Source organism: Micromonospora sp. NPDC051227 (assembly GCF_044455385.1).
Taxonomy (GTDB): domain Bacteria; phylum Actinomycetota; class Actinomycetes; order Mycobacteriales; family Micromonosporaceae; genus Micromonospora.
In genome coordinates this window covers 445,248-459,155 of sequence record NZ_JBITET010000001.1, presented here as the reverse complement: position 1 = coordinate 459,155, position 13,908 = coordinate 445,248, and the positions used below count along the sequence as shown (strand labels likewise).

10 protein-coding genes are annotated in these 13,908 nt (G+C 69.1%); 8 read left to right on the top strand and 2 right to left on the bottom strand.

The genetic code is table 11. The features are described 5' to 3' along the window. Nucleotides 1–33 precede the first annotated feature (33 nt). From ACIA47_RS02160 to ACIA47_RS02135, 6 genes are all read left to right on the top strand, one after another. A complete protein-coding gene (locus ACIA47_RS02160) occupies nucleotides 34–1,671 on the top strand; it encodes an extracellular solute-binding protein (RefSeq protein ID WP_396704729.1) in 1,638 nt (545 codons plus the stop codon). A gap of 88 nt (nucleotides 1,672–1,759) precedes the next feature. Beyond that, nucleotides 1,760–2,449, top strand: coding sequence for a DUF624 domain-containing protein (locus tag ACIA47_RS02155; RefSeq protein ID WP_396704727.1), 690 nt, complete (start codon nucleotides 1,760–1,762; stop codon nucleotides 2,447–2,449). Next, nucleotides 2,446–4,479, top strand: a complete 2,034-nt coding sequence (locus ACIA47_RS02150; protein WP_396704725.1) for a beta-galactosidase — start codon at nucleotides 2,446–2,448, stop codon at nucleotides 4,477–4,479. The genes ACIA47_RS02155 and ACIA47_RS02150 overlap by 4 nt, the downstream gene beginning before the upstream one ends. Next, nucleotides 4,476–6,614: an alpha-glucuronidase gene (locus ACIA47_RS02145; RefSeq protein WP_396704723.1), complete on the top strand. Its 2,139-nt coding sequence runs from the start codon at nucleotides 4,476–4,478 to the stop codon at nucleotides 6,612–6,614. Before ACIA47_RS02150 ends, ACIA47_RS02145 begins: the two co-directional genes overlap by 4 nt. A 305-nt stretch (nucleotides 6,615–6,919) precedes the next feature. Continuing rightward, nucleotides 6,920–8,290 (top strand): PHB depolymerase family esterase, encoded by a 1,371-nt coding sequence (locus tag ACIA47_RS02140; RefSeq protein ID WP_396704721.1) that lies wholly within the window; start codon nucleotides 6,920–6,922, stop codon nucleotides 8,288–8,290. A 40-nt stretch (nucleotides 8,291–8,330) separates the two neighbouring features. Continuing rightward, complete coding sequence (locus ACIA47_RS02135) at nucleotides 8,331–9,713, top strand: endo-1,4-beta-xylanase (protein ID WP_396704719.1); 1,383 nt, start codon at nucleotides 8,331–8,333, stop codon at nucleotides 9,711–9,713. A gap of 150 nt (nucleotides 9,714–9,863) precedes the next feature. Here ACIA47_RS02135 and ACIA47_RS02130 read toward each other — a convergent pair whose 3' ends face one another. Then, nucleotides 9,864–10,646, bottom strand: coding sequence for a methyltransferase domain-containing protein (locus ACIA47_RS02130; RefSeq protein ID WP_396704717.1), 783 nt, complete (start codon nucleotides 10,644–10,646; stop codon nucleotides 9,864–9,866). On the opposite strand from ACIA47_RS02130, the gene ACIA47_RS02125 reads away from it, so the two are divergent. Both ACIA47_RS02125 and ACIA47_RS02120 read left to right on the top strand, forming a co-directional pair. Beyond that, nucleotides 10,605–12,020 carry an RNA-guided endonuclease InsQ/TnpB family protein gene (locus ACIA47_RS02125; protein WP_396704715.1) on the top strand — a complete coding sequence of 472 codons (1,416 nt, stop codon included), beginning with the start codon at nucleotides 10,605–10,607 and terminating at the stop codon, nucleotides 12,018–12,020. The two genes, ACIA47_RS02130 and ACIA47_RS02125, sit on opposite strands and share 42 nt — an antisense overlap. 85 nt (nucleotides 12,021–12,105) lie before the next feature. Further along, nucleotides 12,106–12,483 carry a MerR family transcriptional regulator gene (locus tag ACIA47_RS02120; protein WP_396704713.1) on the top strand — a complete coding sequence of 126 codons (378 nt, stop codon included), beginning with the start codon at nucleotides 12,106–12,108 and terminating at the stop codon, nucleotides 12,481–12,483. Here ACIA47_RS02120 and sthA read toward each other — a convergent pair. Next, the gene (gene sthA, locus ACIA47_RS02115; RefSeq protein ID WP_203124542.1) at nucleotides 12,480–13,883 is read right to left on the bottom strand and encodes a Si-specific NAD(P)(+) transhydrogenase; all 1,404 of its coding nucleotides are present in this window, start codon (nucleotides 13,881–13,883) and stop codon (nucleotides 12,480–12,482) included. The genes ACIA47_RS02120 and sthA overlap by 4 nt on opposite strands. Nucleotides 13,884–13,908: the final 25 nt, after the last annotated feature.

Sequence of the window (13,908 nt, the reverse complement as noted above, 5' to 3'; positions counted from 1 at the left end):
CCCCTCGAATCCCCACCACCGAAAGGACGAGCCATGCTCCACAAGACGTGGCGCCGCGTGGCATTGGCCACCGCGGGTCTGCTTGCGCTCTCCCTTGCCACCGCCTGTTCCGAGGACCCCGGCGAGTCGACTGACCTCTCCGGGAACCGGGTCGGCGCGATGGCCACCTACGGCGTCGGTGACCAGTTCAAGGCCACCGAGGCGCTCTCCTTCTCCACCCTCTACAACAACCACACGTTCTATCCGCTCAAGGAAGACTGGCTGTTCTGGTCGGAGCTCACCAAACGGACCAATGTCAAGATCGATCCGGTGGCCGTGCCGCTGAGCGACTACGAGCAGAAGCGCAGCCTGCTGATCGGCGCCGGCGACGCCCCGCTGATCATCCCGAAGACGTACCACCCGCAGGAGGACGCGTTCGTGTCCTCCGGGGCGATCCTCCCGGTGAGCGACTACCTGGATCTGATGCCCAACCTCAAGGACAAGATCTCCAAGTGGAACCTCCAGCCGGAGATCGACAACCTGCGGCAGGCCGACGGTAAGTTCTACCTGCTGCCCGGCGTCCACGAGAAGCCCACGCAGGACTACACGGTGCTGGTGCGCACCGACATCATGCAGGAGCTGAAGCTCGCCGTCCCGAAGACCTGGGACGAGCTGTACACGGTGCTCAAGGCGATGAAGGCGAAGTACCCGAACGTCTACCCGTACTCCGACCTGTTCAGCAAGCCCAACCCGACCGGCGCGCTGCTGAACCTCCTCGGCTCGTCCCACGGCACCTACGCGGGCTGGGACTACCAGCACGCCACCTGGGACCCGACGGCGAACAAGTTCACCTACACCGGCGCGTCCGAGCAGTACAAGCAGATGGTCACCTACCTGCACAAGCTCGTCGCCGAGGGTCTGCTCGACCCGGAGAGCTTCACCCAGACCGACGACCAGGCCCGCCAGAAGCTCGCCAACGGCAAGTCCTTCGTGGTCACCGGCAACGCGCAGACCCTGGTCAACAACCACCGGCCCGACCTGGCCAAGACCCTGCCGAACGCGAAGATGGCCAAGATCCCGCTGCCCATCGGCCCGGCCGGGGAGATCAACCCGTTCCCCCGCCTGGAGAACGGCATCATGATCTCTACGAAGGCCCGGGAGAGCAAGAACTTCGTCGCCATGATGCAGTTCATCGACTGGCTCTGGTATTCCGACGCCGGCCTGGAGTTCGCCCGCTGGGGCGTCGAGGGCACCACGTTCACCAAGGACGTGTCCGGCAAGCGCTCGCTCAATCCCGGCGTCGACTTCCTCGGCCTCAACCCGAAGGCGCCCAAGCACCTGCAAAAGGACTTCGGCTTCCAGAACGGCGTGTTCGCCTACGGCGGCAGCCCCGATCTGGTCCGCGGGTTCTTCTCCCCGGAGGAGCTGGAGTTCCAGAAGGTGATGGACGCCCGCAAGCCGAGGGAGGTTCCCCCGCCGCGCCCGTTCACCGATGAGGAACGCGAGCAGGTGTCGCTCTGGGAGACCCCGCTGAAGGACTTCGTCACCCAGAACACGCTGAAGTTCGCCCTGGGGCAGCGTCCACTCAGTGAGTGGGACGCGTACGTGGCCGAGCTGAAGGCCAAGAACTCCGACCAGTACATCGACCTGGTCAACAAGGCGTACGAGCGGTTCCAGAAGAAGAACGGCTGACCAGCGGGGGTCCGGTCGGGCCGCCTGTCGCGGCCCGACCGGACCCCCGGCGACCACGGATCAGCTGAGTCGACCGGAGGGAGCGACAGTGAGTGGCGCGACTCAGACCCGGCGACAGTTCGGCGACGGACCACTGTCGCGGATCACCTCGCGCGTCTACATCCTGCTCGTGGTCGAGCTGCTCCTGCTGCTCACCACACTGCCCGCCCTGCTCCCGCTGCTGGTGCTGGGCCGCGACCCCAGCAACCTGCCGCTGGCCGCGCTCCTCCTGGTACCGGTCGGCCCGGCCATCTCCGCCGCCCTGTACGCCCTGCGCCACCAGCAGACCGACCTGACCGACCTGCACCCGGCAGCCCTGTTCTGGCGTGGCTACCGGGCGAACGCCTTCGGCGTGCTGCGCATCTGGGTGCCGACGCTGCTGTGGCTGACAGTGCTCGCCGTGAACCTCGCCTACCGGGGCGCGGTCGGCCTTCCGGGCTGGTGGGCGGTGCCGCTGGTGCTGATCGGAGTGGGCGTGACGCTCTGTGCGGCCAACGCCCTGGTGATCACCTCGCTGTTCGACTTCCGCACCCGGGACGTGCTCCGGCTGGCCGTGCACTTCCTCGTGCGTACCCCCGGTGTCTCCGTCGGTAACGCCCTGCTGCTGGCCGCGGCGGCCGGGATCACCGCGGTCTTCTCCGAAGCGGTGTTGATGCTGCTCGCGTCGATCGCGGTGCTGGCGTACCTGCGCATCAGCGACCCGATGATCCACCTGATCCGGAAGGAGTTCACCTCATGAGCCTGCCCCTCAGCGCCAAGGTGCCCTTCGGGGGCGACTACAACCCGGAACAGTGGCCCGAGGACGTGTGGAAGCAGGACTACCGTCTCTTCGACACCGCACGGATCGACCTGGTCACCCTCGGGGTGTTCGACTGGGCCCTCACCCAGCCCGCCGAGGACACCTACGACTTCACGCTGCTGGACAGGATCGTCGAGCGGGCCAGTGCCGAGGGACGCGGGATCTGCCTGGCCACCGGCACCGGCGCCCACCCACCGTGGTTGGCGAAGGCGTACCCCGAGGTGACCCGGACCGACTTCGAGGGCCGCAAGCACCGCTTCGGTCAGCGACACAACTCCTGCCCCAGCTCGCCGGTCTTCCGCCGGCTCTCGACGGAGCTGGCCCGCCGGGTCGCCCGCCGCTACGCCGACACCCCGGCGGTGCTCGCCTGGCACGTCGGCAACGAGTACGGCGGTGCCTGCTACTGCGCGCTGTGCGCGACCGGCTTCCGCAACTGGCTGCGCCACCGCTACGGCACCCTCGACGAGCTGAACGAGGCCTGGTACACGACCTTCTGGTCGCACACCTTCACCGACTGGGACGAGATCGAGCCGCCGTCGGCGCTGACCGAGCACTGGCGCGGCCCGGACCACACCGCGTTCCCGGGCATCACGGTGGACTACCTGCGGTTCACCTCCGACGCGATGCTGACCAACTTCCGCGACGAGAAGGCGGCCATCCGGGAGTCCAGCCCGACGCTGCCGGTGACCACGAACTTCATGGGCATGTACCGGCCGATCGACTACCACCGTTGGGCCGCTCATCTGGACTTCGTCTCCTGGGACAACTACCCGCCCGACGACGAGTCGGCGGCCCGGATGGCACTGACCCACGACCTGATGCGCGGGCTCAAGGACGGCCAGCCGTTCTGGCTGATGGAACAGACCCCGAGCTTCACCGCGTGCCGCGACGTCAACCCGTTGAAGCGCCCCGGGCTGATGCGGCTGTGGAGTTGGCAGGCCGTGGCGCACGGTGCCGACGCGGTGCTCTTCTTCCAACTGCGTGCCTCCCGTGGGGCCAGCGAGAAGTACCACGGTGCGGTCATCGGGCACGCCGGTCGCTCCGACACCCGGGTGTTCCGGGAGGTCGCCGAGCTGGGCGCCGAACTGGAACGGCTCGGCCCGGCGTCGCTGGGCGCGCGGACCCCGGCCCGGGTGGCGCTGTTGTTCGACTGGGACAGCTGGTGGGCGTTGGAGCTGTCCGACGGCCCGTCCCGGCTGGTCCGCTACCAGCAGGTCGTGCTCGCGTACCACCGGGCGCTCTGGGACGCCGGTGTGGACCTGGACGTCGTCGCGGTGACCGCCGACCTGTCCCGCTACGACGTGGTCGTGGCCCCGGCCCTGCACCTGCTCAAGGGTGACCTGCCGCAGCGGCTGGAGGCGGTGGCGACGCGCGGCGGATCGGTGCTGACCACCTACCTGTCCGGCCGGGTGGACGAGAACGACCAGGCGTTCCTGATGGACGTGCCGGGCCCGCTCGGGCAGCTCATGGGCGTCCGGGTCGACGAGTGGGACGCCCGCGGCCCGGAGGTGGTCAACCCGGTCCGCCTCGGCGACGGCGTGGATCAGGTCGACGTCGACGCGCGGCTGCTGTTCGAGCTGGTGATTCCGCAGGGCGCTCAGGTCATCGGCACCTACCAGGCCGACTTCTACGCGGGCACCCCGGCGGTGACCCGCAACTCCCTCGGCGCCGGCGACGGCTGGTACGTGGCCGCCGGACTCGACCAGGCCGGGGTGTCCTGGGTGGTGCGGCAGGTGCTCGCCCGCCACGACCTGCTCGGGCCCTACCCGGACGTGCCGGACCTGGAATCCGCCGTGCGGGTCGCGGCGGACGGGTCGCGGCTGCTGTTTCTGCTCAACCACCGCGCCGAGCCGGTCGAGGTGACCGCCCGGACCGGCGGCGTCGACCTGCTCACCGGCGACCGTACGGCGGCCGGTGCTGCCCTGCGGCTGCCGGCGTACGGGGTTGTCGTGCTGGAGGAGGACCGGTGAACGCCGAAGAGTCGGTGGAGTTGGAGCAGCTGATGTTCGTCGAGGAGCCGATGGACCGTGACGAGCTGCGCGTCCACCCGGCCTGGCTGCCCCCGGAGGCGTTCCGATCGCTCGGCGCGCGCCGCGTCCTCCTGCACGGCGAGGGGTTGCTCGTCGACACCGTCCTCAACGAGGTCTCGCGCGCCTGCGCGCGTTACGGCGGACGGGTGTGGCACTCTCCGTCCTGGGACGTCGACGTCGACCTGGTGCTCGCCCTGCGCGCCGCCGGTGAGCTGCCCAACCCGGCGGTGGAGGCGGCGCGCGCCGCCGGCGAGGCGGCGCTGGTCGAGCTGGGCGACGGCGGGACGCTCGGCGACGAGGGTTTCGTGTTGGCGCGGGCCGGCGACGTGACCGCGGTGCTGGCCGACGCCCCCGCCGGCCTGCTGTACGGGCTCTTCCACGTGGTCCGGCTCTGCGCGGCGGCCTTCGACCCGGCCCGACCGCCGGAGCGGCACCAACCGGCGCTGCGCCGACGAATGCTGAACCACTGGGACAACGTGGCCGTGCACCCGGTGATGGGCCAGGTCGAACGGGGGTACGCGGGCGGCTCGATCTTCTGGCAGGAAGGCCGTCCGCGCGGCGACCTGGCCCGGGTGCGGGAGTACGGGCGGCTGTTGGCCTCCTGTGGGGTCAACGCGATCTCGGTGAACAACGTCAACGTGGCCCGTACCGAGGCGCTGCTGCTCACCGAACGGCTCGGCGACGTGGCCGAGATCGCGGACGCGCTGCGCCCGTACGGCATCCGGGTGCACCTGTCGGTCAGCTTCGCCGCGCCGGTGGTCCTCGGTGGCCTGCCGACCGCCGACCCCTTCGACGAGGCGGTGCGGGCCTGGTGGGCCGCTACCACCCGGCGGGTCTACGACCGCATCCCGGACTTCGGCGGTTACCTGGTGAAGGCCGACTCGGAGGGGCAACCCGGCCCGTTCACCTACGGCCGTGACCACGCCGACGGGGCGAACCTGCTGGCCGAGGCGCTCGCTCCGCACGGGGGAGTGGTGCACTGGCGGGCGTTCGTCTACAACCACCACCAGGACTGGCGGGACCGGTCCACCGACCGGGCTCGGGCCGCGTACGACCACTTCGCCCCGCTCGACGGGCGGTTCCGGACCAACGTCGTCGTCCAGGTGAAGTTCGGCCCGGTGGACTTCCAGACCCGCGAGCCGGTCTCACCGGTGCTCGCCGCGATGCCGGCGACCCGGTTGGCGGTGGAATTGCAGGTGACCCAGGAGTACACGGGTCAACAGCGGCACGTCTGCCACCTCGGCCCGTGGTGGAGTGAGGTACTGAGCTTCGCCCCCTGGGGACCGGACGGGCGGACGATCGCCGACGTGGTCACGGGGGAGTCGGCGGCGGGCGGCGGGATGGTCGCCGTCGCCAACGTCGGCGACGACCTCTTCTGGACCGGGCATCCGTTGGCGCAGGCCAACCTGTACACGTTCGGCCGGCTGGCCTGGGACCCTCGGCGGGACCCGACGGCGATCCTCGACGAATGGATCACGCTGACCTTTCCGCCGTCGGCGACCGCCGACGCGGAGCTGGTGCGGCGGACCCTGCACGAGATCATGGACGACTCGTGGCGCACGTATGAGCGCTACACCGCCCCGCTGGGCGTCGGCTTCATGGTCAACCCCGGCGACCACTACGGCCCCGGAGTCGACGGGTACGAGTACACGCGGTGGGGCACCTACCACTTCGCCGACCGCGACGGCGTTGGCGTGGACCGCAGCTGCGCGTCGGGCACCGGCTTCGCCGGCCAGTACCCGCCGTACTGGGCCCAGGTGTACGAGTCACCCGAGACCTGCCCCGACGAGCTGCTGCTCTTCTTCCACCACGTGCCGTACGGGCACGCGCTGCACAGCGGCTCGACAGTCATCCAGCACATCTACGACACCCACTTCGCGGGGGTCGAGGAGGTGACGGTGATGCGACGGAGGTGGCAGACGCTGAACGGCATGATCGACCCGAGCGTGTACGAGCGGGTCGCCGAACGCCTCGACGAGCAGGTGCGCTGCGCCACCGAGTGGCGCGACCAGATCAACACGTACTTCTTCCGCAAGTCCGGGGTGCCGGACGAGCGAGGGCGGGTCATCCACTGAGCGGCGGTGAGGGCGGCTCGGCCATCCGGTCGGGCCGCCCTGCCGTGTGCCCCATGGGCCTGACAGGTTCCGAAAACGTCCCGATAATTTATCGCCACCCATCGGCGCTGATCATGCCCGTCGATGCCCACTGCTGCGCAGGTGGCCGCCGGAACCGTTGCGGCGAAAGGTTTCCGGAAGTCTTGACAATCGAGTGTGCTCGATTGAAGCTGACATGGTCACGCGAGCCGCGGTCAAGGTCGGGCGAAGGGCAGTCCTCGACTTAAGTCCCCTTCCACGCGCCTTCTTCGCAAGGGATCGCGACGATGACACTGAAGACGAGAATGCTTGGCGTCGTCATGACGGCCGTGACACTGGCCGCCGCCGCGTTGACGTTCGCCACTCCCGCGTCGGCGGCGACGCTCACGCAGGTGACCAACTTCGGCACCAACCCCACCAACCTGCAAATGCACCTGTACGTCCCGGACCGGGTGGCGGCCCGACCGGCGATCCTCCTGGCCATGCACTACTGCACCGGGACGGGCCCCGCGTTCCACTCGGGCACCCAGTACGCCTCCCTCGCCGACCGGTACGGGTTCATCGTGATCTACCCGTCGGCGACCCGCAGCAGCAAGTGCTGGGACGTCTACTCGCCGCAGGCGTTACGCCGCGGCGGCGGCAGCGACCCGGTCGGGCTCATGTCGATGGTCGACTACGTGCGGCAGCGCTACTCCGCCGACCCCGCGCGAATCTTCGCCACCGGCACCTCTTCCGGCGCGATGATGACCAACGTCATGCTGGGCGTCTACCCGGACGTGTTCGCGGCGGGCGCCTCGTTCGCCGGGGTGCCGTTCGCCTGCTTCGCCACCGGCGGCACCTCGGAGTGGAACAGCCAGTGCGCCAACGGGCAACTCATCCGGACCGCGCAGCAGTGGGGTGACCTCGTCCGGGAGGCGTACCCCGGCTACACCGGCCAGCGACCCCGGATGCAGATCTGGCACGGCACCAACGACGAGACGCTGCGCTACCCGAACTTCGGTGAGCAGGTCAAGCAGTGGACCAACGTGCACGGGCTGAGTCAGACCCCGACGTACACCGACTCCCCGCAGTCCGGCTACACCCGCACCCGGTACGGCAGCAGCGGCCCGATGGCACCGGTCGAGGCGATCAGCATGCAGGGTGTCACGCACAACCTGCCGGTCGACGCCGCGCAGGTGATCCGCTTCTTCGGGCTGGACGGCACCCTGCCACCGACCACCCCGCCCCCGACCACGCCGCCGCCGACCACGCCGCCGCCGACCACGCCGCCGCCGACGACTCCGCCGCCGACGACTCCGCCCCCGACCACGCCGCCGCCGACCACGCCGCCCCCGACCGAGGGCGCCTGCCGGGTCGGCTACACGGTCAACGCCTGGAACAGCGGCCTCACCGCGAGCGTGGCCATCACCAACACCGGTGCAACCGCCGTGAACGGCTGGGCGCTGACCTTCACGCTGCCCAGCGGACAGCGCATCACCAGCGGCTGGAACGCCCAGTACGCCCCGGCGAGCGGTGCGGTGACCGCTCGCAACGTCTCCTACAACAACACCATCGCCCCGAACGCGTCGGTCGAGATCGGCTTCCAGGCCACGCACGAGGGCGGCACCGGCAAGCCCACGTCGTTCGCCCTCAACGGCGCCGCCTGTTCGGTGTCCTGATTTCCCTTCCCACCCCACCATCCTCAGAAGGAGCCACACGATGAGAAGTACGAGATGGAAGGCGGCATCCAGAGCCGCCATCGCGCTCGCGGGCGCGGGTGCCCTCGCCGCCAGCATGGCGCTGTTCGCGACGGCACCCGCCTCCGCCGGGACGACGCTCGGTGCGTCCGCCGCCGAGAAGGGTCGGTACTTCGGTACGGCGGTGGCCGGATTCAAGCTCTCCGACAGTGCGTACACCACGATTTTGAACCGTGAGTTCAACATGGTGACCGCCGAGAACGAAATGAAGATGAACGCCACCGAGCCGCAGCAGGGTCAGTTCAGCTACGGGGCGGCGGACCAGATCGTCAACCACGCGCGCAGCCGTGGGATGAGCGTGCGGGGTCACACTCTGGCGTGGCATTCGCAGCAGCCCGGCTGGATGGAGAGCATGAGCGGCAGCGCTCTGCGGCAGGCGATGCTCAACCACGTGACGCAGGTGGCCACTCACTTCCGGGGTCAGGTCGTGGCGTGGGACGTGGTGAACGAGGCGTTCGCCGACGGCAGTTCCGGAGGCCGTCGCGACTCGAACCTCCAGCGCACCGGCAATGACTGGATCGAGGCGGCGTTCCGCGCGGCGCGTGCTGCGGATCCGGGTGCGAAGCTCTGCTACAACGACTACAACACCGACAACTGGACGCACGCCAAGACCCAGGGTGTCTACAACATGGTGCGCGACTTCAAGGCCCGTGGCGTGCCGATCGACTGCGTGGGCTTTCAGTCGCACTTCAACAACGAATCCCCGTACGTGAGCAACTACCGCACCACGCTGTCGAGCTTCGCGGCGCTCGGTGTGGACGTGCAGATCACCGAGTTGGACATCCAGGGCGCTTCGGCGAACACGTACCGCAGCGTCGTCGAGGACTGCCTGGCCGTGGCCCGCTGCAACGGCATCACCGTGTGGGGCATCCGCGACAGTGACTCCTGGCGGGCTTCGCAGACCCCGCTGCTGTTCAACAGCAACGGCTCGAAGAAGCCCGCGTACGACGCGGTTCTCGCCGCGCTGAACAACGGCACCACGCCCACGGACCCGCCCACGGACCCGCCCACGGACCCGCCGACCGACCCGCCCACGACTCCGCCTCCGGGCCCGGGTGGCTGCACGGCGACGGTATCGGTGAACCAGTGGACGGGTGGCTTCGTGGGTACCGTGAAGGTGACAGCCGGCTCGTCGGCAATCAGCGGCTGGACGGTCACCATCGCTCTGCCCTCCGGCGCGACGGTCACCAACGCGTGGAACGCCAACCGCAGCGGTAACACCGGCACGACGAACTGGACGAACGTGGCGTACAACGGCCAGGTCGGCGCCGGACAATCCACCGAGTACGGCTTCCAGGCCAACGGCACCGCCGGCAGCCTGACCCCCACCTGCGCAGCCCGCTAAACCCCACCCCCACCCCCGACCCACCCGGCTCCCAACCCACCAGCCCTCGGTGATCAAGAAGTTTGCGTCACGACACGCCCGAAAGGACGACGCAAACCTCTTGATCACCGGGGCGCAGGGTGGGGGAGGGGAGGGAGCGATTCGCCGTTGTCACGCCTGGGCGGCGACGAGGAAGATCGGCACGACGACGAGGATCCGGTTCGCGCGGGCGCGCTCGGCCTGCTCGGAGAGCCAGGTCTCCTCGTCGGTGATCCGTTTCAACACGTCGAGCGCGGTCTCGTCGGTGAACACAGCCGTGTGCACCTCGACGATCGGGTCGGTGAACCCGGCGTCGAGCAGCAGGTTGCGATACCTACGGGCAACGCGCGGCGACGGCAGCGAATCCGCCTTCGCGTGGACCAGCCGACGGGTGGTTCCCGGCTGGTCCGAGTCAATGGCGATCAGGTCCCAGTCCTGGCCGAGCAGTACGGCTCGGCCGCCCGGTGCGAGCACCCGCCGGGCCTCGGCCACGGCTCGCGTCGGGTCGTCGAGCACGTGCAACACCTTGTCCGCCCGGTAGTACGTGGCCGATCCGGTCTCGAACGGCAACTCGGTGGCGTCGCCGACATGGAACTCGCCGGCGGGCCAGCGCTCCCGGGCCACGGCGATCATCTCGGGGTCGACGTCGACGCCGACCGCGTGGGCTCCGCGCTCGGCCAACTCGCCGACGGCGCGGCCGCCGCCACAGCCAGCGTCGACGACGGTTCGGCCAGTGAGGTCGCCGAGCAACTCGTAGGAACGGGCGCGCAGTGCGACGGCCGCGGGCTCGCTCTCGATGGCATCGAGGACAGCTAGTGCTGTGACCGCTAACGTTGGCCGGGTTGTGTCAGACCTTCGTGGTTGGCTTCGGGTATGCCCAGACGTAGGGATTCGGGAGCGCCGCGGGTGGTGCATCGCACCGCCCGGGTCGGTCTGCGTCTGACCCGGGCGCAGCGGCAACGCTGCTTCGGCCTGCTCCGCGCGGCCGGGGATCTTTGGTCGTGTGTATTGGAATACAACAGCTGGCGGCATCGTCGTCAAGATCGGCCGGTCGCGAGCTATCAGGAGTTGTGTCGACTGCTCGCCGCGTCTGGTCCGGGTACGTTCGGTGAGCTCGACTCGACCGGCGCCCGGTCGGTGTTGCGTCGCTATTCTGATGCGTGGTTCAGCGCTGCCGCCCGCCGCAGAGCGGGGCATGGTGAGGTGCGGTATCCGCGGCGGCGACGGTCGTTGATGCCGGTCCGCTGGTATCACGGCACGTTCGGGCTGAGTGAACGGCGGCTGCGGTTGCCGACCTCGGCCGGGAGCCCGCCGCTGGTGGTGCGCCTGGACCGGACGGTTCCCTACCCCCATGATGCGGTGCGGTCAGTGACGCTGGTGTTCGATCAGGGGCGGTTGTGGGTCGAGGTCACCGCGGAGCTTCCGGTCACGACCTACCCTGCGGGTCAGGAGCCGCAGCGGGGGCGGGTCGCCGGGGTCGACCTGGGCATCATTCACCCGTACGCGGTGGCAGCCGGTGACGGGCAGATGTTGCTGGTGTCCGGGCGGGCGATCCGCGCCGAGCACCGTCAGCACCTGGCCGACACGAAAGGCCGCCGCCGGGCGACCGCCGCCCGGGCGCCGAAGAGGGGCCAGCGGGGTTCGCGGCGGTGGCGCAAGACCCGCCGGCGGGCTCGGCTGATGGAGGGGCAGCATCGGCGTCGGGTACGGCAGGCCGGGCACGAGGCCGCGAAGACCGTGATCGGCTGGGCAGTGCAGCACCGGGTCGGGACGCTGACCGTCGGTGACCCGCGTGGTGTCCTCGATCTGCCGGCGGGTCGGCGGCACAACCTGCGGTTGCGGCAGTGGCAACTCGGCCGGGCGATCGCGGTCCTGAAGGACAAGGCGGAGCTGGCCGGGATCACCGTGTATCTGGTCGATGAGCGGGGTACGTCGTCGACCTGCCCGGTGTGCCGGCGCAGAGTGGTCAAGCCCCGTGGGCGGACCATGATGTGCAGGAGTTGCGGGTTCGTCGGGCATCGTGATATTGCCGCGGCGTTCACCATCGCCACCCGGACCCCGGGCGGCGTCACCACCACCACACCCGACACGGGTGCGGTCATCACGCACCGTCGAGCAGGCCGACACCTTCCCGGTGCCGGGCTGTCCCGGCGTGACCCACGCCGCCCACCAGCGGTGTCAGGGTCGGTTGGCCCGCTGAGGCCCGCCCCACTACCGGTGGGGAATCGCTCGCTCCGACAACGTCTGGGCGAGGAACCACAACACCACCGACAACCCGGTGAACGTTAGTGGTCACAGCACTAGAAAACTGGACATGCCCGCCATGCTCGGACTTAATGTCGACATGAAGTCAAGCACGATTACGATCGGCGAGGTGGCCGACCACTTTGGCCTACCGGCGCACGTACTGCGGCACTGGGAGTCGGTGGGTCTGCTCTGCCCTGCCCGGGTCACCGGCGGTCGTCGCCGCTACACCCGCGACGACCTGTTCCGGGTGGCCTCGATCCTGCGGGCGAAGCAGGCCGGCCTGTCGCTGCCGGACATCCGGGCGTTCCTCGCCGCAGGCGACCCCGCCGTTCGCAAGGACGTGCTGCGCCGCAACCACGGCGCGCTGCGGGCCAGGATCGCGGCGCTACGGTCGGCGCTCGATCTGTTGGAGGCCGGCCTGAGCTGCTCACACGAGGACGTCTCGACCTGCCCGAACTACCGCAGCCAGTTGGCGGAGCTGGTGGAGGTCGGGGGCAGTGGTTAGCCGTCGATGCGTGTGATGTTGCGGATCTTGTTGGACGCGTCCAGGGCGGCGACCTTGTACGCCTCGGCCAGCGTCGGGTAGTTGAACACCGCGTCGACCAGGTAGTCGATAGTGCCACCACAGCCCATCACCGCCTGACCGATGTGGACGATCTCGGTGGCGGCGGTGCCGAACACGTGCACCCCGAGCAGTCGGCCGTCGTCGGGGGAGACGAGCAGCTTCAGCATGCCGTACGAGTCGCCCACAATCTGACCCCGGGCCAGTTCGCGGTAGCGGGCGATGCCCACCTCGAACGGTGTCGAGCTTTCGGTGAGCTGCGCCTCGGTCTGCCCGACGAAGCTGATCTCCGGAATCGTGTAGATGCCGATCGGTTGCAGGCCGTGCATCTCCCGGATCGGTTCACCGCAGGCGTGTTGCGCGGCCAGCCGGCCCTGCTCCATCGAGGTGGACGCGAGCGCGGGAAAGCCGATCACATCACCGACGGCGTAGATGTTCTCCACAGTGGTGCGGTAGTTGGCGTCCACAGTGATCCGGCCACGTCGGTCCGCCTCCAGCCCCGCGGCCTCCAACGCCAGGTCGTCGGTCTGACCCTGCCGTCCGGCCGAGTACATCACCGTGTCCGCGACGATCTTCTTGCCGCTCTTGAGGATGCACAGCGCCGCCGTCTGGTGCTTCTCCACGGCCGCGACCTCCTCGCCGAAGCGGAACGCCACGGACAGGTCGCGCAGGTGGTACTTGAGTGACTCGACGACCTCGTCGTCGCAGAAATCCAACATCCGCTCACGGCGCTCCACCACCGTGACCTTGGTGCCGAGCGCGGCGAACATCGAGGCGTACTCCATGCCGATCACGCCGGCGCCGACCACCACCATGCTGCGGGGTACGGCCTGAAGGTTTATGACGCCGTCGGAGTCCACGATCGTCCGGTCGTCGAAGTCGACGCTGTCCGGGCGGGCCGGGCGGGTGCCCGCCGCTATGACGATCTTGTCGAAGGTCACAGTGGACTCGCGGCCGGAGCCGCCGTCGACCCAGATCGAGTGCGCGTCGGCGAAACGCCCGGTGCCCGTGATCATCGTGACCCGGTTGCGGGCCAGCTGATTACGGATGACGTCGGTTTGCCTGGTGATCACGTGCTGGGTCCGGGCCGCCAGATCGCTGACCGTGATCTCCTCCTTGACCCGGTAGCTGCTGCCGTACAGGTCCCGCTGGCTCAGGCCGGTCAGGTAGAGCACGGCCTCGCGCAGGGTCTTGGAGGGCACGGTGCCGGTGTTGATGCACACCCCACCGATCATGTCGCGGCGGTCCACGATGCCGACCCGCCTGCCGAGCTTGGCGGCGGCGATCGCGGCCTTCTGACCGCCGGGTCCGGAACCCAGCACCAACAGGTCGTAGTCATACACAGGCGTTAGCGTCGCAAGATGTCCC

Bases quoted from the DNA above. Each gene is read 5' to 3' on its own strand.
- ACIA47_RS02160 (WP_396704729.1), top strand. From the start codon at position 34: ATGCTCCACAAGACGTGGCGCCGCGTGGCATTGGCCACCGCGGGTCTG.
- ACIA47_RS02150 (WP_396704725.1), top strand. From the start codon at position 2,446: ATGAGCCTGCCCCTCAGCGCCAAGGTGCCCTTCGGGGGCGACTACAAC.
- ACIA47_RS02140 (WP_396704721.1), top strand. From the start codon at position 6,920: ATGACACTGAAGACGAGAATGCTTGGCGTCGTCATGACGGCCGTGACA.
- ACIA47_RS02135 (WP_396704719.1), top strand. From the start codon at position 8,331: ATGAGAAGTACGAGATGGAAGGCGGCATCCAGAGCCGCCATCGCGCTC.
- ACIA47_RS02125 (WP_396704715.1), top strand. From the start codon at position 10,605: ATGCCCAGACGTAGGGATTCGGGAGCGCCGCGGGTGGTGCATCGCACC.
- ACIA47_RS02130 (WP_396704717.1), bottom strand. From the start codon at position 10,646: ATGCACCACCCGCGGCGCTCCCGAATCCCTACGTCTGGGCATACCCGA.